Origin of the sequence: Burkholderia sp. FERM BP-3421 (assembly GCF_028657905.1) — a bacterium.
Taxonomy (GTDB): Bacteria; Pseudomonadota; Gammaproteobacteria; order Burkholderiales; family Burkholderiaceae; genus Burkholderia.
In genome coordinates this window covers 831,743-854,383 of the sequence record NZ_CP117781.1, presented here as the reverse complement: position 1 = coordinate 854,383, position 22,641 = coordinate 831,743, and the positions used below count along the sequence as shown (strand labels likewise).

The 22,641-nt window shown below is 69.1% G+C and carries 18 protein-coding genes and 1 pseudogene; 7 read left to right on the top strand and 12 right to left on the bottom strand.

All coding sequences use genetic code 11. From position 1 onward, the window contains the following. Positions 1–5: 5 nt before the first annotated feature. The 3 genes from Bsp3421_RS06915 to Bsp3421_RS06905 form a co-directional block, all read right to left on the bottom strand. Positions 6–2,696, bottom strand: a complete 2,691-nt coding sequence (locus Bsp3421_RS06915; protein ID WP_273997600.1) for a type VI secretion system Vgr family protein — start codon at positions 2,694–2,696, stop codon at positions 6–8. 527 nt (positions 2,697–3,223) lie between these two features. Further along, positions 3,224–3,451 (bottom strand): hypothetical protein, encoded by a 228-nt coding sequence (locus tag Bsp3421_RS06910; protein ID WP_273997596.1) that lies wholly within the window; start codon positions 3,449–3,451, stop codon positions 3,224–3,226. A 165-nt stretch (positions 3,452–3,616) separates the two neighbouring features. Further along, the gene (locus Bsp3421_RS06905; RefSeq protein WP_273997595.1) at positions 3,617–4,423 is read right to left on the bottom strand and encodes a hypothetical protein; all 807 of its coding nucleotides are present in this window, start codon (positions 4,421–4,423) and stop codon (positions 3,617–3,619) included. Between the two features lie 71 nt (positions 4,424–4,494). Here Bsp3421_RS06905 and Bsp3421_RS06900 point away from each other — a divergent pair, with 71 nt between their 5' ends. Next, complete coding sequence (locus Bsp3421_RS06900) at positions 4,495–4,848, top strand: XRE family transcriptional regulator (protein ID WP_443111479.1); 354 nt, start codon at positions 4,495–4,497, stop codon at positions 4,846–4,848. A 70-nt stretch (positions 4,849–4,918) separates the two neighbouring features. Here the strand turns inward: Bsp3421_RS06900 and Bsp3421_RS06895 are convergent, their stop codons facing one another. Genes Bsp3421_RS06895 through Bsp3421_RS06885 form a run of 3 tightly spaced genes read right to left on the bottom strand, consistent with a single transcriptional unit; the run spans position 4,919 to position 7,205 of the window. After that, a complete protein-coding gene (locus Bsp3421_RS06895) occupies positions 4,919–5,716 on the bottom strand; it encodes a LytR/AlgR family response regulator transcription factor (RefSeq protein WP_273997593.1) in 798 nt (265 codons plus the stop codon). Further along, positions 5,713–6,831: a sensor histidine kinase gene (locus tag Bsp3421_RS06890; RefSeq protein ID WP_273997592.1), complete on the bottom strand. Its 1,119-nt coding sequence runs from the start codon at positions 6,829–6,831 to the stop codon at positions 5,713–5,715. The genes Bsp3421_RS06895 and Bsp3421_RS06890 overlap by 4 nt, the downstream gene beginning before the upstream one ends. Beyond that, on the bottom strand, positions 6,819–7,205 hold the full coding sequence (locus tag Bsp3421_RS06885; protein WP_273997591.1) for a DUF2306 domain-containing protein: 387 nt from the start codon (positions 7,203–7,205) through the stop codon (positions 6,819–6,821). The genes Bsp3421_RS06890 and Bsp3421_RS06885 overlap by 13 nt, the downstream gene beginning before the upstream one ends. 196 nt (positions 7,206–7,401) lie before the next feature. Here Bsp3421_RS06885 and Bsp3421_RS06880 point away from each other — a divergent pair, with 196 nt between their 5' ends. Together Bsp3421_RS06880 and Bsp3421_RS06875 are read left to right on the top strand one after the other, a co-directional pair. Next, positions 7,402–7,845: a hypothetical protein gene (locus Bsp3421_RS06880; protein WP_273997590.1), complete on the top strand. Its 444-nt coding sequence runs from the start codon at positions 7,402–7,404 to the stop codon at positions 7,843–7,845. A gap of 100 nt (positions 7,846–7,945) precedes the next feature. Then, positions 7,946–8,959, top strand: a complete 1,014-nt coding sequence (locus Bsp3421_RS06875) for a DUF2891 domain-containing protein (protein WP_273998300.1) — start codon at positions 7,946–7,948, stop codon at positions 8,957–8,959. Between the two features lie 42 nt (positions 8,960–9,001). Here the strand turns inward: Bsp3421_RS06875 and Bsp3421_RS06870 are convergent. Further along, a pseudogene (locus Bsp3421_RS06870) lies at positions 9,002–10,422 on the bottom strand (MFS transporter). A 231-nt stretch (positions 10,423–10,653) separates the two neighbouring features. Here Bsp3421_RS06870 and Bsp3421_RS06865 point away from each other — a divergent pair. The 3 genes from Bsp3421_RS06865 to Bsp3421_RS06855 all read left to right on the top strand — a co-directional run bounded on the left by Bsp3421_RS06865 (position 10,654) and on the right by Bsp3421_RS06855 (position 13,972). Next, positions 10,654–13,140 carry a DUF3772 domain-containing protein gene (locus tag Bsp3421_RS06865; protein ID WP_273997589.1) on the top strand — a complete coding sequence of 829 codons (2,487 nt, stop codon included), beginning with the start codon at positions 10,654–10,656 and terminating at the stop codon, positions 13,138–13,140. A 186-nt stretch (positions 13,141–13,326) separates the two neighbouring features. Further along, the gene (locus Bsp3421_RS06860; protein WP_273997588.1) at positions 13,327–13,566 is read left to right on the top strand and encodes a hypothetical protein; all 240 of its coding nucleotides are present in this window, start codon (positions 13,327–13,329) and stop codon (positions 13,564–13,566) included. Positions 13,567–13,696: 130 nt separating this feature from the next. Continuing rightward, positions 13,697–13,972, top strand: coding sequence for a hypothetical protein (locus Bsp3421_RS06855; RefSeq protein WP_273997587.1), 276 nt, complete (start codon positions 13,697–13,699; stop codon positions 13,970–13,972). A gap of 163 nt (positions 13,973–14,135) precedes the next feature. Here Bsp3421_RS06855 and Bsp3421_RS06850 read toward each other — a convergent pair whose 3' ends face one another. The 5 genes from Bsp3421_RS06850 to ptsP form a co-directional block, all read right to left on the bottom strand. Then, positions 14,136–15,008 carry a DMT family transporter gene (locus Bsp3421_RS06850; RefSeq protein WP_273997586.1) on the bottom strand — a complete coding sequence of 291 codons (873 nt, stop codon included), beginning with the start codon at positions 15,006–15,008 and terminating at the stop codon, positions 14,136–14,138. Between the two features lie 24 nt (positions 15,009–15,032). Beyond that, positions 15,033–15,362 (bottom strand): tautomerase family protein, encoded by a 330-nt coding sequence (locus Bsp3421_RS06845; protein ID WP_273997585.1) that lies wholly within the window; start codon positions 15,360–15,362, stop codon positions 15,033–15,035. A 744-nt stretch (positions 15,363–16,106) separates the two neighbouring features. After that, a complete protein-coding gene (locus Bsp3421_RS06840) occupies positions 16,107–17,840 on the bottom strand; it encodes a PTS fructose-like transporter subunit IIB (RefSeq protein ID WP_273997584.1) in 1,734 nt (577 codons plus the stop codon). Between the two features lie 15 nt (positions 17,841–17,855). Next, positions 17,856–18,869: a 1-phosphofructokinase gene (gene pfkB, locus Bsp3421_RS06835; protein ID WP_273997583.1), complete on the bottom strand. Its 1,014-nt coding sequence runs from the start codon at positions 18,867–18,869 to the stop codon at positions 17,856–17,858. Continuing rightward, the gene (gene ptsP, locus Bsp3421_RS06830) at positions 18,866–21,391 is read right to left on the bottom strand and encodes a phosphoenolpyruvate--protein phosphotransferase (RefSeq protein ID WP_273997582.1); all 2,526 of its coding nucleotides are present in this window, start codon (positions 21,389–21,391) and stop codon (positions 18,866–18,868) included. Before ptsP ends, pfkB begins: the two co-directional genes overlap by 4 nt. A gap of 225 nt (positions 21,392–21,616) precedes the next feature. On the opposite strand from ptsP, the gene Bsp3421_RS06825 reads away from it, so the two are divergent. Then, positions 21,617–22,618: a LacI family DNA-binding transcriptional regulator gene (locus Bsp3421_RS06825; RefSeq protein ID WP_273997581.1), complete on the top strand. Its 1,002-nt coding sequence runs from the start codon at positions 21,617–21,619 to the stop codon at positions 22,616–22,618. Positions 22,619–22,641: the final 23 nt, after the last annotated feature.

Sequence of the window (22,641 nt, the reverse complement as noted above, 5' to 3'; positions counted from 1 at the left end):
CTCGCTCATCCCTTGCTCACACCACGACGCAGCGCCCGAATCATCACGGTTTCGATATCGTTGCTTTTCTGCTCGGCCGTATGGCCGAATTCATCCGTGACTCCCGTCAGACGCGTGCCGTCCCCACGCACTATCTCGTAGGGATGATTCTTGAGCGGATCGCCCGTGATCCGGTCGCGCAAAAGGTATTTGTCGTTGAACGCCGGCGTCTCGAGGCTGTTCATGTGCTCGGCCACCGAACCCGGCCCCTGCCTACTGAATGCAGCCGACTTGATCGTGCGTGTCCCGCGCGTGCCGTCCTCGATACCTTCGGAGGTGATGCGAATATATGAGCCGCCGCATTTGAGCATCAGCTCGGTTTTCGCGTCGATCTCGATACAGCCGTTACGGCTCTTGAGCCTCAGGCCGAGTTCGGAGAACAATCGCATCTGATCGGTCAGCGCCAAGATATCGACCGTGCCTTTTCCGGCGATCAGTTTCATGCCGGCGCGCTGGACGAACACGCTGATTTTCTCTGCGACACTCGCAACCAGCGATCTTCCAACGGCCCAGTAAGTATCCTTGCCGCTCACGAAATTCAGATGCTCGTCTGCAACCATCTGCGACGAAGCACCCGTGGTAAATCCCATGCACTCCTGACTCGATCCAAGCAAGATGGGCTTGGAGAACGCATTCGCATTACCTGTCCCGCCGCCTGCCGTGTTGCCGCCGCCGACTACCCCCGCCTTACTGTGCTGAGTGGCCTTCGCGAACTGCGAGAGCACCTCACGGCCAGGCTTCATATGCTCAGCCCCGGCGGTCAAACTTGCCGAAGAAAGCGATTCGATCAGCAGATCTGCGCGTGCCAGAATCTCACGCGGCTCGGTGGTATCGAGCGGCTGGCCATCGACGTCGATCTGATGGGTACTGAGAAACAATCCCTCGCCCGCGTGGACCGCGCCGGCGTAGTCCGTACGCAAGGTAAAGCCGCTACCGGTATACGCGCCACGTGAATTACCGTCCTGGACGATTTGATAGCCGAGATGCAGGCCGCTCATGCCGTGGCTGCTCATGACCCGCATCCGCGGCTGGCCCGTCGAATCATCCATCACCTGCTGGTTGTAGCCGCCGCCTCCACCGTGCTCTTGGGACTGATAGCCGGACAGCAGGCCGTTCGAGTGCCACATCGGTTTCCTCACGCCGTTGTAGACGCGATGAAGCGCGATCGGGCGGTCTATATCATTTCCGATGTGACCGATGAGCAGTTCCTCACCCACGCGCGGCATGTGGACACCGCCATAACCCTCCCCGGTATCGGACTGCGCCACGCGCACCCAGCATGATGCCCGCTCGTCGGCTTCGTCGAGCCGGTCCCAGATGAACCGCACCTTCACCCGGTTCAGCTCATCGGTGTAGCACTCCCTGCCTTTTGGTCCCACCACGATTGCTGATTCCAGCTTCGCTTCGGGCTTGCGATGTTCGAATGGGCTTCGGTACGGCACCGTCGTGCGCTGCGCCTCAACGCAAATCCGATAGACGCCGGTGGATCCGTCCACGTGATTCACGCCGAATGCCTCACCGGGATCGTCGGCGAGGGCGCGGGCGAACGGGTTACTCAGGCTGTGCGGATAGTTCGCTTCGTGCCCTGCGAGAGGAAGATTGTTCTCAATGGCCCACTCAACCTCGATGCTCGCAAATTCGTTCTGGTCCACTGCGTCCCGATCGTGCTCGGGATGACCGGTCAACGTAAAGCGCCGGCCCGCATCCATTGCGCGCAGACTGCCCACACCGTGAAAGCGCTTGGCCCGAGACTCCCACTCCTCCACGCGGATCGTCGACAGCTGATCACCACGCCTCTGTTCCCGAAACGTGTACCCGCCGGTGTATTCATAGACCTCGATTGAAGCGGGCAACGCGCCCTGATTCACTATCGTCGGGATCGATGTCCCCTTCGGATTGGCGGGCGTCGAAGGATGCTTGTAGTCGAAGGTGCGAGTCGACAGCAGCACGGATTGCAGTGTCCGCGTGCCCGACCATTGCGTCAGTGCATCGGCCTCGCTGTTCACGCCCGCACGATGGAATCCGACGGCTGCCGGCGCAAGCGGTTCGAGCGTCTGCAGACGGTTGGTGATGACCAGCGTATGCGATTTGCCGTCGACAGCCTGCCGCCAGACGCCATACAGTCCTTCGGACTCGAGAATCCGGTGGACGAAGTTCCAGTCAGTCTCGTCCTGCCGGCAATATGTGCGTGCCGGCAGGACGTTCGAAAGCGCAAACCGGAACATTCCTCGTGCCTGAGGGTGCTGGTTGAAGACGTCCGCGATGATTTCGTCCGCAGCCTTGCTTTGCCAATGACGCTGGTCGCGACGGAATCTCAGGAAGTGCATCCACGAGGAAAAACCGAGCTGGTAACTTGTCAGATGCCCATCCGCCCCAAGCCGGCGCGCTGTATGCACATAGCCGTGATGCGGCAGGTAAGATCCATCGGTCTGCTGAATCCAGAGAGTGACGCCCTGGGAGATCAGCGTTTTGAGCCGGACATCTCCCGAGGTGGATACGCAGTCGAGCAGGAAGAAGAAATCCCGGCCAATCCGTGACCGTCCGACAACGCGGTGGGGTAGCAAAACGTCATTCCCCGCCGGCGTATCCAGTTTCAGGAGACGGTCCTGCTGCGTCAGCCGGCCGCGTATGGCCGCGATTCTCTCTCTCGTCCCCATTCCGCCCTCCATCGGATCATTTACCTCTTCCGCGCAACTTCAGCCGGAAAAGCGATGTGGAGGCTAGCAGGAATCGCGAGACGCAACGTGATTGGGATGAGGCGGGTTGTCCCGCGCATGTCGGGCCTTGATCGCGGCCAACCCAATCGAGATCAGGCGCCGGCCACCGCGATCGCGCCGCGCGAGTGATTCCTGAAGGCGTGCAGGAACCTGATCAAACGTTAAAGCAGCGCGCACGGCGCTCAAGACGAGCGATCGCAAGCCGGCGGTGCAATTGAAAGAACGCGCACGTGCGCGAACAGTAGTGAAGCGCGGCCGAGCGGCCGCGCCTTGGCCAATCGACGAACGCAAGAAGGCGTTGTCGAACCTGCCGATCAACGATGCGCGCGACCACCTCGACGACATCCCCCTCGGGCCCCGCGCACGAGGAGCGTGCGAGTCATGAAACAAGCACGCGACACGTCACGCCGCCCCGCGCCTCCCGTCACCAGCGCGGCGGCAGCGATCGCACCCACGCCGCCCCTTGCTCAATAACGTCGGCCACACACCCGCACCGCCGAATCGAACAATGCCTGGGCGCGCGCAAGCTCGTCGAGCGCTTCATCCAGCCGGGACATCGCGCTGGCGTAGGCCTCGCCCGACGCATCCTCGTCGTGTTCGCCGCGTACCGCCCGGAATGCCTGATCGACATTGCGTGTTGCCTCGAAGAAGCGCTGGGCGGCCAGCGCCTCGCGTGAGTGATTCATGATCGTCATTCACCGTCCTCCGTCAGGTTGCAAGTGCAACAGGCGGGCCGCCGCGATGCGCGGCGCCCACCGACCGATGCGGCCCGCCGGCCGCCGCGCATCGCGCGTGATCCTGAACGGCGCACCATCCGCGCGACTCGCGCGGATGGTGCCCGGTGCCTGCGACTCAGCCGGTCACAGGAACAGGCTCACCTGCGTATGCGCTTTCCCGCTGAACCCGCGCGCCGGCTCCACAGCCGGCGGCGGCTCATCGAACAGATCGCGCGTGAAACCGCGCACATCCTCCGCGCACGGCCGGTTGCGCAAACGCTTCACGTGCTCCGCGTAGGTTTCGAAATCACCGTCGCGCGCCGCCTTGTTCAGCTCGGCCAGATCGCGCGCCTTCAGCACGCTCGGCTGCGCGAGCCTCACCACGTACGGCGCTTCCAGCTCGACCGACAACGCGAGCGGATAACGCTTGCCGCTCGCCGGCTCGTCGCGGCCCACGCAATCGACCACGGCCGCGCCCTGCGCGATGCCCAGCGCGCGCCCGGTGCCGACGCTGCGCAAATGCTCCGGATGAACGCTCAGGCGCGTACCGATGCTGAGCGGCGTGGGCGACGCGCAGACGAGCGCGTGGTGATGCAGGCGGGGCCGCCCGGACGGCAGCGTCGCGCGGCTCGCGATGATGGTGTGCAATGGCAGCTGACGCACCTGGCCGGCCGCGTCGATCCACGCATGCCACAGCAGCCCGGCCTCCGGCTTGCGCTCGTTCGCGCGCGGCCGGCTCGCGACCGGCGAGAACAGCGCCATCAGCGACCCCATGCGATGCGCGGCCACCTGCGCGCTCGCGCCGAGCGACTGGCCGATCCCCCACAGAAACCGCCCGCCACCCATCCGCCGCTCCCATTCCTTGCGCAGCACGGTGGTCGGAAGCGCTTCGCCGGACTCGGTGCCGATCTTGGTCCAGCAAAACGTGGGGGGCAGGTGTTTCAAGGTCATCAAGCTTTCTCGGGGTGCTGCTGCTCGCCAACTTCAACGAGCAATTCAATATTCGTTAATGTATAAGTATAATGCATACCATGGGAACCCGAGACACGAAATTTTCGGTGCAGGATCTACTGAGTCGATTGGCGGCGGATACACGCTCATCCAGTGAAATAGCGCGACTTTCCGGAGTAAGCCAGCCGACCGTGTCGCGGCTGAGACTATCGAACGGACGCCGGCTGCGCAAGAGCGCGCCATTCAATAAGCTATGCAGTTTCTATGGCGTCAACGTGCCCATGTCGGGCCGGCGGGCGTCCGGCTATAACGAATTGCTGCGGGATGCGATCGTCGAGGCCTGGGATGGCTCGGAGGAGCACGGACGCGCGCTGCTGACCGTGATAGCGGGGCTGAAGGAGTTGTCGGCGAAGCCCGACGGGTAACGCATGGTGCGCGCCGCCGTCCCGGCGCGCACCGGAAACCACGCGCATCACGGGCGCGGGCGCGCCCGCGTCACATCTGCCTGAACAGGTGTGCGTACTGCCGGCTCACGGCCACGGTCGCGGCATGCGCGCGCAGGGTCAGCGTCATCTTGCCGAAGCCGTTCACGCGCGCGCTTTCCACATGATCGACATTCACCACGGTGCCGCGATGCACCTGCCAGAAACGCGCGGGATCGAGCTGCGCGAGCAGTTCACGCAGGCTCGCGCGAATCCATAGCGCCTCGTCGCGCGTCGTCACGGCGACATACTTGTCCGCCGCCTCCAGATACAACACGTCGTCCACCGGCACGAGCCGCACCGTCTCGCCCTGCGCCGCGCGCAGGAACCGCAGCGGCGGCGCGCTGACGCGCGGTTCGAGCCGCGCAAGCAGGCGTTCCAGCGCGGGCTGCGCCAGCGGATCGGCGGCACGCCCCGCGAGACGCTCGCCGAGCCGCGCGACGGTGCGTGCAAGCCGTGCCGTCTCGAGCGGCTTCAGCAGGTAATCGACGGCCGCGGCGTCGAACGCGGCCAGCGCATGCTCGTCGTAGGCGGTCACGAACACGATCGCCGGCGGCCGCGCGAGCGGCGCGCAGGCGCGCGCCACCTCCAGCCCGGTCGCCCCCGGCATCGAGATGTCGAGGAACGCGACGTCCGGTTGCAGCGCGCGAATCCGCTCGATCGCGCCGCGTCCGTCGCCGACGGTCGCCACGATGCGCAGCGCGGGCCACACGAGCGCCAGCTCGCGGCGCAGCGCATCGATCAGCAACGGCTCGTCGTCCGCGATCAGCGCGGTCGGCGCACCGGCCTCCATCTGCGGAACGCCGCTCATGCCGCCCCCTCCGCCATGCAGGCGTGCAAGGGCAATTCAATGCGCGCGACGACGCCGCGCGGCCGGTTCTCGTCGATCGCGAGCATCGCCTCACGGCCGTACAGCGCGTCGAGCCGCGCGCGCACGTTCGCCAGCCCGATGCCGGTGCCCGCGCGCGCGGGATGGGCGCCGAAGCCGGCCCCGGTGTCGACGACCGACAGTTGCAGGTGCGTCGCGTCGCGAGTCGCATTCACGTCGATGCGGCCGCCGTCGAGCTGGCCCTCGATGCCATGCCGGATCGCGTTCTCGACGAGCGGCTGCAACAGCATCGGCGGCACGACGAGCGACGCGCACGCGGCGGGCAACGCGACGCGGTAGGCGAGCCGCGCGCCGAACCGCACCGCGTGCACCTCCAACAAGGCCTCGATCAGCGCGAACTGCTCGGCGAGCGTCTCTCGCTCCACGCGCGAGGTCTGCAATGCCCCGCGCAACAGCCGGTTCAGTTGCACGAGCAGATGTCGGGCGCGCGGCGGATCCGTCGCGATCAGGCTGTCGAGGGTGGCGAGCGTGTTGAACAGGAAATGCGGTTCGATCTGCGCCTGCAGCGCCTGCAGACGCGCGCGCGTCGCCGCGCCTTCCGCGACTTCGCGTTGCAGCGCGAGTTGCGTCGACTGCTCGCGCAACACCTCGATCCGGGCGCGCGAAAGGCCGAACCAGACCGCGAGCGCGGTCCACAGGAACGCGATCCAGCCGACGATCGCCAGTTCCTGCGCAGTGATGAGACGCGCAAGCGGCATCCCGAGCAGGACGCTCGCGATGGCGATGCCCGCACAGGAACCGAGCGCGATACTGAGGATCGCCCAGGCCAGATAGCGCGGCAGCGTGAAGAGTCCGGCACGCTGCAATGCGAGCCGCCCGACCTGGACGAGGACCATGATCGCGAAGCCGATCGCCTCGCCGAACACGAGATTGGCGTGCCAGCCGCTGCCCTCGATCAGCGCGAAGCTCGTGGCGATCAGCAGATTGCCGATCGTGATCACCACGATGCCGCGCGCGAACGAGACGAGGAACCCGCGCCGCGATCCGGCGGCATGCGCATAGGCGGCGGCCGCGGCGGAAAGATTTACGACGGCCATCCGATCCACCCCATGAACAGAAGGTTCAACATGCGGCCCGGCACCGCGACGGCGGCGATGCCGGCGAACCCGAGCCCGAACATCGCACGGGTCATGGCCGCGCGATGGCCGGCCACGTCGCCGTGGTAAATCGCCCAGGCGGCGCGCGCGAGCGTCGCGAGCATCAGGATCGACAGCAGGTGGATCCATGAGAAGCGGCCGTCGTTCTGGATCCGGATGCCGAACGAGCTGAGCGCCACGATCACCATCACCGCCCACCAGATCCGGCCGAGCAGCCGGTGCCGCGCACCGCCCATGGGGGACAGCGCCAAAGCCGCGCCGAGTATGACACAGACGCCCGCGGCGACGAGATGGGTCAACAGATAAGGCGACATCGCGTTTTCCTCCTATCAATCGATCACGATGCGGCCAGTGTGCGCGGCGCGCGGCGGCGGCCGAAGCGGCATGCGACGAAGCGTCCGCCACCGGCGCGAAACGCACCGCGCGGCGACGAACGGCGCTCGACGCGCGAGGGTCGGCCATGAGAAGATCGCGCGCCGCGCCGTGATTCGCGCGCTTCCATCGTCACCCATGAAACTTCCGATCCTCTGCATCGCGGGCCTCGCTGTCACGTTCGCCGGCGGTGCGGCCGCTGCCGCCCAGTTCGGCTTGCAGCCGGCGCAGATGCAGGCGGTGCCGCAACAGCCGTTCGGCCTGCGGCCGACCCAGCCGTTGCCGCCGCCCCCGCTGTCATTCGCCGCGCCGGCCGAGCCCGCGACGGCCGCCGCCCCCGCGCGCGCGCCGGCGCGCCAGGCCGCCTGCCGGAAACTGGCCGCGCAGCGCGACGCGCTCGCGCGCACCGCGATGTCCGCCGGCCTGACACCGTCCACCACCGCACGCCCGGCCGCCGCCCCCGCGACCGGCCATGCGCTCGTCGCACCGGCCGGTTCCCGCCCGCAGGCCGCGCAACCCGCACCCGATGCGCGACGGGCCGCGCTCGACGCGCGCTACCGGCAACTGGGCTGCGGCCGCTGAGTACATCACGGGCAAACGCCCGCCGCGCGCGCCGGGTAACATGAGCGCCAGCCGTCACGCCGCGTCGCGTGGCGCCCGTCCACCCGACGCCCTGCTCATCGTGACCTCACACCTGCTCACTCCCGCCCTTGCCTCGCGCTTCGCGACCCTCGCGCTCAAGCACCTGACGCGCGAATATCCGAACAAGCTCACGCACAGCCTCGACGGTCCCCAGGACGTGCAGGGCCCGCGCGCGCTGCATCCGGTGTTCTACGGCAGCTACGACTGGCATTCCTGCGTGCACGGCTACTGGCTCGTCACGCGGCTGCTCGCCCGCTATCCCGGCCTGCCCGAGGCCGCGCAGATCCGCTCGGTCGTCGATGCGCACTTCACCGCCGACAAGATGGCCGGCGAGGCGGCCTACCTGGATCTGCCGCACAACCGCGGCTTCGAACGTCCGTATGGATGGGGCTGGCTGCTCGCGCTGGCCGCGCAGCTCGCGGCGATGCCCGACGACGACGGCCGCCGCTGGTCGCGCACGCTCGCGCCGCTCACCGAGCGCTTTGTCGAGCGCTTCACCGCGTTCCTGCCGAAGGCGATCTATCCGCTGCGGGTCGGCACGCATTTCAACACCGCGTTCGCCCTGTCGCTGGCGCTCGACTTCGCGCGGCAGACCGGCCACGACGCGCTGGCGGCGCTGATCGTCGACACCGCGCGCCGCTGGCACCTCGGCGACGCGCACTGCCAGGCGTGGGAGCCCAGCGGAGACGAATTCCTGTCGCCCGCGCTGATGGAGGCGGAATTGATGCGGCGGGTCCTGCCGCCGGCCGAGTTCGACGGCTGGTTCGCGCGCTTCCTGCCGGAGCTGGCCGAACGCCGCCCGGCCACGCTGTTTACGCCCGCGACGGTCACCGATCGCAGCGACGGCAAGATCGCCCATCTCGACGGGCTGAACCTGAGCCGCGCATGGTGCCAGCGCGCGCTGGCGCGCGCGCTGGCGGACGGCGACCCCCGCCGCGCGGTGCTGCTGGACGCGGCCGACACTCACCTGTCGACCGCGCTCGCGCACGTTGCCGGCGACTACATGGGCGAGCACTGGCTCGCCTCGTTCGCGCTGCTCGCGCTCGAAGCCTGAGCGCGGCGCCGGCGCGCCCGTTGCCGGCGCGCCGGCCCGGTGTCAGCCGGAGATCCGTTCGAGCGCGATCCCCTTGGTGCGCGGCCCCATCAGCCCGATCGTCGCCATCACGATCGCCATCGCGCCCGCGATGAACACGAATACGCCCGTGGTGCCGAAACCCTTGAGCACGGCCGCGATCGCGAACGACGTGAAGATGGCCGAGAACCGGCTCCACGAATAGACGAAGCCGACCGCGCGCGCACGGATCGCGGTCGGAAACAGTTCCGCCTGATACGCGTGGAAGCTGTAGGACATGATGTTGTTCGCGAGCGTGAGGCAGATGCCGAGGCCGACCAGCAGCCCCGCCGCGGAGGCCTGGCTGAACATCAGCCCGCAGACGAGCGCGGCGCCCGCCATCGCGACGATCACGGTCTTGCGCTCGAAGCGGTCGGCGATCACGAGGCCGAGCAGCGGGCCGAGCGGCGCGGCGAGCGCGATCACGCTCGAATACATGAGGCTCGTCGTGATCGTGATGCCCTGCTTGATCAGCAACGTCGGCACCCAGTTCGCGAAACCATAGAAGCCGACGGTCTGGAACACGTTGAAGAGCGTCATCATCAGCGTGCGCTTGCGGTAAGGCGGCACCCACATGTCCGCGAAACGGCCGCGCGCGGGCGCGGCGTCGGCCGGCGCGGGCGGCGGCAGCGGACGGCCGTACTCGGCCGCGACCCGCGCCTCCAGCGCCGTCATGATCTGGTCGGCCTCCGCGAGCCGCCCCTGCTGCGCGAGCCAGCGGGGGCTCTCCGGCAATGCGCGGCGGATCCACCAGACGAAGATCGCGCCGTGCGCGCCGATCAGCACGACCCAGCGCCAGCCGTCGAAGCCGAGCGGCGCATGCGGCACCAGCAGATAGGCCAGGAACGCGACCACCGGCACCGCCGTGAAGCCCACCGCCTGCTCGCACGCGAATGCGCGGCCGCGGATCTGCTTCGGCACCAGCTCGGAGATGTACGTGCCGATCGTCACCATCTCGACGCCGAGCCCGAGGCCGACCACGAAGCGCCAGAAGTTGAGCCCGGCGGCCGTGTCCTGGAACGCCATCACCACGTTCGCGCCCGTGTACCACAGCAGCGACCAGGTGAATACCGCGCGGCGGCCGAAGCGATCGGCGAGAAAACCGCAGGCGATGGTGCCGATGAAGAGCCCGGCGAACAGCGCCGCGATGAAGCTCGCGACGCCCGTGGTGCCGAACAGGCCGTGGGTCGTGGCGCTCAGGATGCCGCTCTTGACGAGGCCCGGCGCGACATAGCCGCTGTACAGCAGGTCGTACACTCGAAGAAAAAGCCGAGGCTCAGCAGCACCACCAGCTTCCAGATGCTGCGGGTGGCGGGCAGGCGGTCGAGCCGCGCCGCGATCGTCGCGGCGTCGAGCGGGAAAGCGGGCGTGGCGGACGCGCGCGGGGAAGTTTCCGGTAAGGCCATCGGGCGCTGTCTCCTGGCGGATGCATGTCGTGATCGTAGGCGCCCCGCCGCGCGGCGGGACACCGGCGCATTCTACCGGCCCATGACGCGGCCGGCGCGCGCCTCGGCGCAATGCGCCGGATGCGCCGGATCGATATGCGCGACCCGCCGAACCGCGTCGATCGGCCGAACCGTGGCAAGCTACGAGCCATTCACTGATGCCACGATCGTCAGCAGTTCGTAAGGTTACCCATGCATATATCCAAACTGTCCCGTTGCGCGCGCTATCTCGCGCTCCTCGTCCTGTTGCACTGGCTGCCCGCCGGGATGGCGGCGCAGCGGCCCGCCTTCGCGACATCCACGGCATCCGCTGCGTCCGCCGTCTTTACTGCTTCCGCGCCCACCGCGCTCGTGCCCGATATCGCCACCGCGCCCGCGATGACCCGCGAGGCCATCGCGGCCGAACTGAAGCGGCTGCAAACGGCGCAGGACCAGATCAAGCAACAGACGTCGAGCGCGACCAGCAGCAAGCAACTGGACGCGCTCGACGACGCGACCCAGCAGCTGAGCGCCGACGTCGACAAGCTGACCACCGTGCTGACGCCGCAGCGCGCCCAGTTGCAGGCGAAGCTCGACGTGCTCGGGCCGCCGCCCGTGGCGGGCGCCGCGCCGGAAACACCGGCCGTCGCCGAACAGCGCGAGAATCTGAGCAGCAGCAAGTCCCAGCTCGACGCGGCGCTCAAGCAGGCGGCCGATGAACGGAGCAAGCTGCTCAACCTGACGCTGCAGTTCGCGAAACTGCGGCGCAGCCTGCTCAAGAACCAGTTGGCGCTGCGCTCGAGCAGCATCCTGGGCGCGCAGTTCTGGGCGCCGCTGTACCGGCCGCTGCCGGAAGACCAGCAACGCCTCGACGCATTCGACGCGGAACTCGCCGACCTGTGGCACACGGCCTGGCAGCCGGGCCAGCGCATCACGACCGCGCTGCTGCTGATCCTCGCGCTGGCGGTGTGGCTCGGCGGGCGCCGCCTGCTCGAACGCGGGCTCGCGTGGTTCAGCGTGAACCAACTGCCGGAAAGCCGCCTGCGGCGCAGTGCGCTCGCGCTGTCGACCGCGCTGGCGACCCTGCTGGCGACGGGCGTCGCGGTGCAGGTGATGTTCGTCGCGCTGTTCTTCAACCACGAGCTGACCCCGGCCCTGCTCGATCTCGCGACGGAGTTCACCAAGCTCACGCTGACCTGCGCGCTGATCACGGGCCTCGGCCGCGCGCTGCTGTGCACCGAGCATCCGACCTGGCGGCTGCCTGAGATGGCCGATCCGGTGGCGCGCGCGATGCGGCCGTTTCCCGCGATCCTCGGCGCGCTGCTGCTGGTGTCCGGCACGCTCGAGCAGATCAACCGGATCGCCGACACGAGCCTGCAGGTCACGCTGTTCGGGCGCGGCATCGTCTCGCTGGTCGTCGTGCTGACGATCGGCGCATCGCTGCTGCGCGCGAATCGCGTGCGCACCGCGCTCGCGGCCGCGGGCGAGCCGCCCGAGGCGCGCTCGACGCTGGCGGGGCTGATCCATGCCGCCGTCACGCTGGCCGTGGTGGCGTCGCTGCTCGCGCTGCTGATCGGCTACATCACGGTCGCGCGTTTCATCACCTACGAGCTGGTGTGGTTCGAGATCGTGCTGTGCAGCACCTACCTGCTGACGCAGCTCACGCGCGACATCTGCGAAAGCGTGTTTTCCGCGAATCATTCGAGCGGCAAGCTGATCAAGCACCTGTTCGGCCTGACCGACAGCCACCTGGAACAGGCCTCGACCGTGCTGTCGGGGATCGGCACCAGCGTGCTGCTGCTGCTCGCGGTGCTGGCGCTGTCGACGGGCGGCTTCGGCACCACGCCGGGCGACCTGTTCGACAGCCTGCTCGCAATGCTCGGCGGCGACAAGCTGCGCGCGCTCAACATCGTGCCGGACCAGATCCTGAACGCGCTGATCGGCTTCGCGATCGGCATGTACGTGATGCGCTCAGTGCGCCGCTGGCTCGACACGAAGTTCCTGCCCACGCTCGGCATGGACCCCGGGATGCGCGCGTCGCTCGTGACGCTGTTCAGCAACCTCGGCTACGTGCTGGTCGTGTTGATGACGCTGTCGATGCTGGGCGTCAAGTGGAACAACCTCGCCTGGATCGTGAGCGCGCTGTCGGTCGGGATCGGTTTCGGCCTGCAGGAGATCGTGAAGAACTTCGTATCGGGGCTGATCCTGCTGACCGAGCGGCCGGTGAAGGTCGGCGACATGGTGAGCATCAGCGGCGTGGAGGGCGACATCCGCCGCATCAACGTGCGCGCGACCGAAATCCAGCTCAGCGACCGCTCGACCGTGATCGTGCCGAATTCGCAGCTGATCTCGCAGAACCTGCGCAACGTGACGATGGGCAACAGCACGCAGGGCGTGGCGACGCTGGTGCTGACCTTCCCGCTCAACACCGATCCGGAGCAGGTGCGCGACCTGTTGCTGGAGGCGTACCGCGAACACCCGGCGATCCTCGACAAGCCCGCGCCGTCGGTGTCCTTCAGCCAGCTCACGCCGGACGGGATCACGTTGAGCGTGACGGGCTACGTGGCGAGCCCGCGCATCGCATCGTCGACCAAGAGCGACCTGTTGTTCGAGATCCTGAAACGGCTGCGCGCGGCGGGCATCCAGCTGTCGAATCCGCAAATGCTGGTGGTGCAGAACGTGCCGCCGCCCGCGGCCTGAGCCGCCCGCGCGGCTGACACTGCTTGACGATCGGCGGTCGCCGCGCCCCGGCGCGGCGCGGGCACCGCCAGCGCGGCGCGCCGTCATCAATCGTTGCAATCCCTTACTTCGCGTGACGCGCGTCGTGCTTATGCTCCATGACAGGGTGCGCGAAACAGCCGCCCGACTCGAAAAGGGGATTGGACAATGAACAAACTGATTGCGCCGGCGCTGCTGGCCTCCTTCGTCACGATCGCGCTGGCCGGATGCGCGGTCTATCCGGCCGCGCCCGGGCCGGGCGTGGATGTGAACGTGGGCATCGGCTGGCACGGCGATCGCTATTGGGATGGGCACCGTTACTGGGAACGCGCCGAGTGGGAGCGTGCGCATCCGCCCAGGGACGACCGGGGCGACGATCGCCGCGGGGACGAAAACCGGCAGTACTGAACATCGGATGTGCGGCAAATGACACGGCGCGGGCGGAATTGTCAAAGATGCTTCGCTGTCACCGAAACGACATGATCCCGCCCGTCTGACAGGGTATGCTCTCGCCCGGTTCAGATAAGGAGGATTCCCGATGAAAGTCACGAAGCTGCTCGCCGGCGCATGCGCCGTGCTCGCCACGACGGCCGCCGCCTATGCGCAAACGAACTATCAGTTCGGCGAAGGCCAGGCAACGATGTCCGGAAACGGCGGCGCCGCGGCGCCGGCGCCCGCTCCGGCGCAACCGGCCATGAATGGCGCGCCGCAGCAACCGACCGCCGCGCCTCACCACAAGGCGACCAAGAAGAAGCACCACAAGAAGCATCACGCACGGCATACGCCTGCGCAGGACACCTACTCGCATCACTGACGCACCGCGCGGCGCGGGCAACCGCGCCGTGGCGGTCGCGCCACCGTGTGCCGGCGCGCGTCGCGCCGGCCGCCTCGCCGCTCCCTCGCCTCATTGCAAGATCTTCGCGCACGCTGAACGCACGACGGCAGGCCGACCGCCGCGCCCCGTCGAGCGCGGCCGCTCAGCGCCGCCTCAGCATCGTCGCGTTGGACAGCAGCACGATCACGACGCCGACGCCGAGATACGGATTCCAGTGGTAATGCTCGAGTGCGGCGGAAAAACCGAGCGCGACGAGCGGAAACAGCAGCGTCGTGAACGCCGCGCGCCCCGGCCCGACCCGGCCGAGCAAGGTCAGGTAGGCGACGAACCCGACCGCCGAGCCGATGATCGACAGATACAGCAGGCTGCCGACATAGACCGTGCTCCAGTCGAATTGCAGCACCGCGCCGCGCGACAGCGCGAACAGGGTCGACCACGCGCCGCCGTACAGCATGCTCCACGCCGCGCCCGACATGACCGGCACGTCCGCCGCCTGCACCTTCGCGGACAGCGTGTTGCCGAGCGAGAACGACAAGGTCCCGACGAGGCTCAGCGCGAGCCCGAGCAGCATGCCGTCGTTGGCCGTGTTGCGGCGGATGTCCGGCCAGAACGCGATGCACAGGCCGAGCGCGCCGACCCCGGCGGCGGCGGCGATGCCGGGCCGGATCGGCCGCTTGAGGAACACGCGCGCGTTGATCAGGTTGAAGCTCGCGGACAGCGCGAACACCACCGACATCAGCCCCGACACCATGTATTCGGACGCGTGATAGAACAGGATGTAGTTGACCCCGTACTGCAGCACGCCGATCGCCGCGAAGCGCGCGTGCGTGCGCGGCGGAAACCGCAGGCGCCGGCCGGTTGCCGCGCTGATGACGAACAGGCACGCGGCCGCGAGCAGGAAGCGATAGCCGGCCGACAGCTCGATCGGCACGACGCCGCCCTGCAGCTTGATGCCGAACCAGGTACTGCCCCAAACCGCGACGACGAGCGAGAAGAGCGAAAGATTCTTCAGCATGTGGCGCACACCTTCGTCACGCGCCTACTCCGATTTCGGCGCGGCGCCGGCGCGCAACTGCCCGCCCACCGCCCAGTTCGACTTCGGCACCTCGTCGAGGATCACCCACACGCCGCCGCGGTCGCCGCCGCAGGTGCTCAGGAACGCGTCGGTCAGCGCTTCGGCGAGCGCGGCCTTCTGCGCATCGCTGCGGCCAGGAAACATCGAAACGGTAATCAGCGGCATGGCATCCCCCTCGGAACGGGATCGTGTCGTCCACTCGTCAACGCGCGGCGGGATCTTGCGCCGGCCGCGCAAGATCCGCGCAGCCGAAACGAAAAACGCCACGCGTTCATCCCGTGGCGTTTTGCCCATCAGTGGTTTCGAATGGAAAAATAGGAATGTTCCAATTAAATCATGTCGGAAAATTCCTTGCTCGATTTTATTGATATTTATCGACTATTCAACGTTACCTCTCATCGCGCCGATTTATTTCATTAATCCAATCACCTGCAAACTCATCGCAAGCTTTTCTTCAAACTGCCGACACACCGGCATCGGGCGCCGCTCCCAAGCGCGGGGATGCGCCATCGACATGAATTGGCAATCGGAAGACGGCGGGGGAAGCGCGCGCGACGAGACCGGCCACGCGCGCCTTGTCGCGCACTCATATAAGGAAGCCGGATTGCCGCCGTCGTTCGCCTCGTCGGCAAGCACTCGCCGCCGCATCGAGCGGAGCGTCCCGAAACGCATGTCGAACCGGGAGTCATGTTCGGGCGCAAGCGATCGATACGACGCGGGTGCCCTCCACGCGCGCCGGCATGTCGACGTCGTCGTTCGCCGCCGCATGGTCGCCCTGCGCGGACACGGAGAAACCGCTGCCGCCGGCGGGGACATGCACGGCGAAATCCGACGCGCTCGGCCAACACGCCGCCCCGATGACGATGCGAGCGTGCGTGTCGAGTGCAAGAAGGGAGAACGTCCGTCAGGCGATCGGTTCCGGCATCGACCCGACTCGGCCGGACGACCGGCGCGCCCACGCCGCGGCATGCAAAGACGCACGAGATCGTCGGGAAAACCGCGACGCCCGGCGGAGCGCCGGGCGCATGGGCGAACCGCCTACTTGCGTTTGAACGCCCCCACCGCCACGGCGGTCACGAGCGTGCCGGCGAGGATCGCGACCGCATACAGGCCGAGATGCGAGACCGCATTGGGAATCGGCAGCACGAAGATCCCGCCGTGCGGCACCTTCAGTTCCGCGCCGGCCACCATCGAGATCGCGCCGGCCACCGCCGAACCCGCGACGCAGGCGGGAATGACGCGCATCGGATCGCGCGCGGCGAACGGAATCGCGCCTTCGGTGATGAACGCGATGCCGAGCACCGCGGCCGCATTGCCGGCCTCGCGCTCCTCCGGCGAGAAGCGCGCGCGGAACAGCCAGGTCGCGAGCGCGATGCCGAGCGGCGGCGTCATCCCGGCCGCCATCGTCGCGGCCATCGGCGTGTAGACGTGGCTCGCGATCAGGCCCACGCTGAACGCATACGCGGCCTTGTTGATCGGCCCGCCCATGTCGAACGCCATCATCGCGCCGAGGATCAGCCCGAGCGTGAGCGCGCTGCCCGCCTGCATCGAGCGCAGCCACCCCTCCAGCGCATGCAGCGCCGCGGCCACCGGCGTGCCGACCACGTAGATCATCAGCAAGCCGACGATCAGCGTCGACAGCAGCGGAATGATCAGCACCGGCTTCAAGCCTTCGAGGTTGCGGTGCAGCTTCAGGCGCCGGTTGATCAGCAACGCCGCGTAGCCGGCCAGGAAACCCGATGCGATCCCGCCCAGGAAGCCGGCCCCGAGGCTCGCGGCCAGCATCCCGCCGACCATGCCCGGCGCGATCCCCGGGCGATCCGCGATCGAGTACGCGATATATCCCGACAGCGCCGGCACGATCAGCGCGAACGCCGATTTCGCGCCGATCTGGAACAGCGCCCAGGCGAGCGTGCCCCGGTGCGCGTCGTCGAACGCGTAGATGCCGCCCAGCGCGAACGACAGCGCGATCAGCAAGCCGCCCGCCACCACGAACGGCAGCATGAACGACACGCCCGTCATCAGATGGCGATAGGGTCCGCCCGCCTGCGCCGCGCGCGTCTGCTTGGCCGCCGCCACCTGGTCCGCGAGCGGCCGCGCCGGCGCGTCGCCCTCGACGCGCGCCTCCGCCCAGGCGCGCTCCAGCAGCGCCGCGCCCTTGCCGATCGCGCTCTTGGTGCCGGTTTCGTAAAGCCGCTTGCCGCGAAAGCGGCTCTTGTCGACCTGCGTGTCGGCGGCGATCACCACCAGGTCCGCCGCCGCGATCTGCGCGTCGGTCAGCGGGTTCTGCGCGCCCACCGAGCCCTGCGTCTCCACGTGGATCTCGTGACCGAGCGCCTGGGCGCCCTGCGCAAGCCCCTCCGCCGCCATGAAGGTGTGCGCGATGCCGGTCGGACAGGACGTGACCGCCACGATTTTCAGAACCTTCGGCGGCCTCGCCGAGGTTGCCGGCGTCTCGCGCCGCGCGCTGTCCGCCGCGCGCGCGAGCACCGCGTCCGCCTCGCGGATCGCATCGTCGAGCGTCACCCGCACGATCGTCTTGCCCGCGAACGGCGCGGCGTCGATCGACACGCCCACGTCCGCCGCGATCAGCACCGTGCGCGCCGCCTCGATCTGGGCGGCCGACAACGGCGCCTCCACGCCCAGCGCGCTGCGCGTCTCCAGCGCCAGCGCCGCGCCGCGCGCACGCGCCGCGCGGCTCAACGCCTGCGCCGCCACCACGGGCGCGGCAGCCTGTTCCGGCGCCGCGACGAGTCCTATCATTTTTTCCATTGCCGTTGTCTCCGCCTATCCGGCCCGCTGTATCGCCGCGCCCATCGGCGCGGCCACCGTGTATGTCTCGACTGCCACGCGTTCGGCCAGCGCATCGAGCGCCGTCCGCCCCGGCAGATGCGGCCCCACCCGCGCCAGCTTCGCCGCCGCGATCGCGGTCGCGCGTCGCCCGACCTCGTCCCACGGCCGTCCCTCGACGAGCCCGGCAACGAGCCCCGCGACCAGCGCATCGCCCGCGCCCACCGTGCTCGCCACGGGCACCGCCGGCGGCGTCGCCCGGAACACGCGGCAACGCGCCGCGCCCGCGCCCGGGTCCGCCGTCACGCCCAGCGCGCCGCGCGCGCCCAGCGACACGACCACCCGCGCGATGCCGCGCCCGACCAGCGCGCACGCGGCCTCCAGCACCGCGTCGTCGCTCTCCAGCGCGTGCCCGAGCGCCGCCGCGAGTTCTTCGCGGTTCGGCTTGATCAGATCGGGGAGCGCGTCGGGGCCGGCCGACAGCACCTCGGCCAGCGGCGCGCCGCTCGTATCGAGCGCGACCTGCGCGCCCGCGCCGCGCAGCGCCGCGATCGCGCGCCGATAGAAACCCGCGTCCACCCCGGGCGGCAGGCTGCCCGCCAGCACGAACCATCGCCCCGGCGCCGCCAGCTCGCGCAGCCGCGCCGCGAGCGCGTCGACCTCGGCCGGCGTCACGCGCGCGGCCGGCAGATTGATGTCCGTGGTTTCGCCGCGCGCCGGATCGACGAGCTTCACGTTGATCCGCGCGCGGCCCGCCACCTGCACGAAGCGATCGGTGATGTGCTTGGCCGCGAACAGCGCCTCGAACGCGCCGCGGTCCTCCTCGCCGAGCAGGCCGGTGGCGATGGTCGCAAGACCGTAGTCGGCGAGGCACGCCGCCACGTTGACGCCCTTGCCGCCCGCGTTCACTTCGAGCGACTCGGCGCGGTTCACCTCGCCCGGCGCCAGGTTCGCCACCCGCACGGTCTGGTCGAGCGCCGGATGCGGCGTCACGGTCACGACAGTCTTCATGCGGCCGCCCGGATGTCCGCGCCGTCCAGCGCCCGCACCGCATCGGCGTCCGCGCATGCGAGCGCGCGCTCGGCGAGCGCCTGCAACGCATCGAGGCGTGCGCCGCGCAGCCGCGTCTTCACGGCCGGGATGTCGCGCGCGCTCATCGACAGCTCGTCGACCCCGAGCCCCGCGAGAATCGACGCGCCGAGCGGCTCGCCCGCCAGCCCGCCGCACACGCCGACCCACTTGCGATGACGGCGCGCGCCGTCCACCGTCTGCCGGATCATGCGCAGGACAGCGGGATGCAGGCTTTCGGCCATGCGCGCCAGCTCCGGATGCTCGCGGTCGATCGCGAGCACGTACTGCGTGAGATCGTTGGTGCCGATCGAGAAGAAATCCACGAGCGCCGCGAAGTGATCGGCGAGCGCGGCCGCCGAGGGCGTCTCCACCATGATGCCGAGCGGCACCTTCGGCGCGTCGAGTTCGGCGCGCACATGCTCGGCCAGTTCGAGCGCCTGGCGCGCTTCGTCCAGCGTCGACACCATCGGGAACATGATCCACAGCGGCCCCGTCCCGGCCGCACGGTAGAGCGCGCGCAGCTGCGGCACGAACAGATCCGGCCGGCGCAGGCACAGCCGCACGCCGCGCACGCCGAGGAACGGGTTCGCCTCCTCGGGCAGGTTCAGATAAGGCACCTGCTTGTCGCCGCCGATGTCGAGCGTGCGGATGATCAGCCGCCGGCCGCCGCTCGCGGCAACCATGCGCCGGTAGCAGTCGAACTGCTCGTCCTCGTCCGGCGCATGGTCGCGCTCCAGGAACAGGAACTCGGTGCGCATCAGGCCGACGCCGTCCGCGCCGCTGTCCAGCGCGTCGCGCACCTGGTCGGGACGGGTCAGGTTCGCGCCGATCTCCAGCACATGACCGTCGAGCGTCGTCGCCGGCAGCGCGCGGCTCGCGGCCGCGCGGCGCGCGTCCTCCAGCAACTGGGCCTGCACCTGCCGCGCCCGCGCGAGATCCTGCGCGGACACGCCCACGTACAGCCGTCCGGCCGCGCCGTCCAGCACCGCGTCCGCGCCGTCGGCCACCGTCATCAGCGCGGCGCCGCACGCGACCGCCGCCGGCACGCCGAGCGTGCGCGCGAGGATCGCCGTATGCGAGGTCGGGCCGCCCGACACCGTGCAGAAACCCAGCGTGACGGCACGATCGAGGCGTGCGGTGTCGGACGGCGTCAGATCCTCCGCGATCAGGATCGACGGCCGCGCCGTATCGGGCAGCGACGAGGCCGCGCCCGCCACGCCGAGCTGCGCGAGCACGCGGCGCGCGACGTCGCGCAGGTCGATCGCGCGCGCCGCGAGCAGCGGATCGGGCAGCGCCGCGAGCCGCGCAGCCTGCTGCTCCGCGGCCTGGTGCCACGCCCACGCGAGCCCGTGCCCGTCGAGCAGCCGGCGCGCGGTCTCCGCGAGCAGCTCGGGATCGTCGAGCAGCGCGCGCTGCGCGCCGAAGATCTCGCCTTCCGCCGCGCCCAGACGCGCGGCCGTGTCGCGCGCGAGCGCATCGAGCTCCTGGCCGGTCGCGCGCAGCGCACGGTCGAGCGCACGCGTCGCTTCGAGCGTATCGCCCGGCACGTCGTCGACCTGGAGCCGCGCGCCGCGCAGCACGCGCACCGGCCCGACCACGAAGCCCGGGCCCGCGCCGACGCCGTCGATCACGGTCGCCGCGCCCTGCGGGGTCCACACCGGCGGCGCCGGTTCACGACGCGCCTTCGCGGCGGCCGCGCGCGCGTGCTCCTCGGCCGCCAGCGCGGCAATCGTGCGCGTCAGCGCGGCGAGTGCATCGGCCGCGTCCACGCCCTGCGCGGACACGACCAGCTGCGCGCCCGCCGTCGCGCCGAGTTGCAGCAGGCTCACGAGGTTCTTCGGATCGGCGGCCGTCGCGCCATGCCGCACGCGCAGCGCGGCCTGGAAACGCTTCGCGGTGCCCACCCACGCGCTCGCGGGCCGCGCATGCAGCCCGTGCGGATAGTCGAGCGTCAGTTCGGCGCGCTCCGCATAATCGGCCGGCGTCGCCGCGACGATCGCAGGCGCGGGCGCGGCGGCATCGGTCGCGGCCGTCGCGCCGTTCAGCGCGTCGACCACCTGTCGCGGATCGTGCGCATCCAGCAGCGCATCGAGCCGGCCCGGTTCGCCGATCAGGCGCGTGAGGCGTTGCAGCAGCGCGATATGCTCGCCGGACTGGGCGGCGATCGCAACGATGAGACGGGCGCGTTCGCCGTCGTGCCATTCGACGCCCTCCGGCACCTGCAGCACCGCGATCGCGGTGCGGCGGATCAGGTGGCGATCGGCCTGCAGGCCGTGCGGGATCGCGACGCCCTGGCCCAGGTAGGTGTTCGACACCTGTTCGCGCCCGAGCAGGCTGTCGACATAGCCGGGCTCGATCGCGCCCGCCGCCACGAGCAACGCCCCGGCCTCGGCGATCGCCTCGTGTTTCGAGCGAGGCTCGGCGCCGAGCCGGACTTGCTCCGCAGTCAGCAACATCGACATCGCGTCTCCTGGATTCGAATCGTTGGAATGTGCGCATTGAAATCGATACCACTTTTTCAGTCAAGCGCGCCCTAAATCGCAAATTCCCGTGTCGGCGGGCCACCTGCTCTGTAAAATGGCGGCTTGCGCCCGATGGCGCGTGGTCGTGGGTCTGGCTGACCGGCGCATGATCTCGCACCAGACTCAGGGTAAGTACCGATCAGAAAAGAAATCGATTCCACTGCCATGACCCTACGCATCAAGGATGTCGCGGAAGCGGCGGGCGTGTCCGTCACGACGGTCTCGCGCGTGCTGTCGAACAACGGTCCCGTGAAAGACGCGGTGCGTCGGCGCGTGCTGGAGGTGATCGAGCGGCTGGACTACCGCCCGAACGCGGCCGCGCGGCGGCTGCGTTCGGGCGACACCGCGACCATCGGCCTGCTCGTGTCGGACGTGCGCAATCCGTTCTTCACGGAGGTGAGCCGCGCGGTGGAGGACGCCGCGTACCGGCAGGGGATGCGCGTGATCCTCTGCAACACCGACGAGAACCCGGAAAAAGAGGCGATGTACCTGCGCCTGATGGAAAGCGAACGCGTGACGGGCGTCATCTACTCGCCGACCCACGATGCCGCGCAGCGCTTCGACGCGCGCGCGCATGCGTTCCCGGTCGTGATGATCGACCGGGCCGGCCCCGCGGGCGCGGCGGATGCGGTCACGCTCGACAACCGCGACGCCGCGACGCGCCTCGTCGAACATCTGGTCGCGCGCGGCTACCGGCGCATCGCCGGCCTGTTCGGCAATGCGAGCACGACGGGCCGCGAGCGGCACGCGGGCTGCATGGACGCGCTGCGCCGCCACGGCCTCGACGCCGCCGTGGAATTCGTCGAGCCGCATCCGGAAGCCGCGCATGCGCGGGTGGCCGCATGGCTCGCGGCTGCGCCCGGGGCGCGGCCCGACGCGCTCGTCGCGAGCAACGGCCTGCTGCTGCTCGGCGCCTACCGCGCGCTGCGCGAGCACGGCGTGCGCGTGCCCGACGACATCGCGCTCGCCGGCTTCGACAATGATGCGTGGACGGAACTGGTCACCCCGGGGGTGACGGTGATCGCGCAGCCGGTCTACGAGATCGGCAAGAACGCGATGCAGTTGCTGATGCAACGGCTCGCGGATCGGACGATGTCGGCGCGCACGCTGGTGCTGCCGGGTGAACTCGTGGTGCGCGGCTCGACGGCGGCGCGCACCGCCGCGTAGGCGGCCGGGCGCACGACCCGGCC

Bases quoted from the DNA above. Each gene is read 5' to 3' on its own strand.
- Bsp3421_RS06915 (WP_273997600.1), bottom strand. From the start codon at position 2,696: ATGGGGACGAGAGAGAGAATCGCGGCCATACGCGGCCGGCTGACGCAG.
- Bsp3421_RS06910 (WP_273997596.1), bottom strand. From the start codon at position 3,451: ATGACGATCATGAATCACTCACGCGAGGCGCTGGCCGCCCAGCGCTTC.
- Bsp3421_RS06905 (WP_273997595.1), bottom strand. From the start codon at position 4,423: ATGACCTTGAAACACCTGCCCCCCACGTTTTGCTGGACCAAGATCGGC.
- Bsp3421_RS06900 (WP_443111479.1), top strand. From the start codon at position 4,495: ATGCATACCATGGGAACCCGAGACACGAAATTTTCGGTGCAGGATCTA.
- Bsp3421_RS06895 (WP_273997593.1), bottom strand. From the start codon at position 5,716: ATGAGCGGCGTTCCGCAGATGGAGGCCGGTGCGCCGACCGCGCTGATC.
- Bsp3421_RS06890 (WP_273997592.1), bottom strand. From the start codon at position 6,831: ATGGCCGTCGTAAATCTTTCCGCCGCGGCCGCCGCCTATGCGCATGCC.
- Bsp3421_RS06885 (WP_273997591.1), bottom strand. From the start codon at position 7,205: ATGTCGCCTTATCTGTTGACCCATCTCGTCGCCGCGGGCGTCTGTGTC.
- Bsp3421_RS06880 (WP_273997590.1), top strand. From the start codon at position 7,402: ATGAAACTTCCGATCCTCTGCATCGCGGGCCTCGCTGTCACGTTCGCC.
- Bsp3421_RS06865 (WP_273997589.1), top strand. From the start codon at position 10,654: ATGCATATATCCAAACTGTCCCGTTGCGCGCGCTATCTCGCGCTCCTC.
- Bsp3421_RS06860 (WP_273997588.1), top strand. From the start codon at position 13,327: ATGAACAAACTGATTGCGCCGGCGCTGCTGGCCTCCTTCGTCACGATC.
- Bsp3421_RS06855 (WP_273997587.1), top strand. From the start codon at position 13,697: ATGAAAGTCACGAAGCTGCTCGCCGGCGCATGCGCCGTGCTCGCCACG.
- Bsp3421_RS06850 (WP_273997586.1), bottom strand. From the start codon at position 15,008: ATGCTGAAGAATCTTTCGCTCTTCTCGCTCGTCGTCGCGGTTTGGGGC.
- Bsp3421_RS06845 (WP_273997585.1), bottom strand. From the start codon at position 15,362: ATGGGCAAAACGCCACGGGATGAACGCGTGGCGTTTTTCGTTTCGGCT.
- Bsp3421_RS06840 (WP_273997584.1), bottom strand. From the start codon at position 17,840: ATGGAAAAAATGATAGGACTCGTCGCGGCGCCGGAACAGGCTGCCGCG.
- pfkB (WP_273997583.1), bottom strand. From the start codon at position 18,869: ATGAAGACTGTCGTGACCGTGACGCCGCATCCGGCGCTCGACCAGACC.
- ptsP (WP_273997582.1), bottom strand. From the start codon at position 21,391: ATGTCGATGTTGCTGACTGCGGAGCAAGTCCGGCTCGGCGCCGAGCCT.
- Bsp3421_RS06825 (WP_273997581.1), top strand. From the start codon at position 21,617: ATGACCCTACGCATCAAGGATGTCGCGGAAGCGGCGGGCGTGTCCGTC.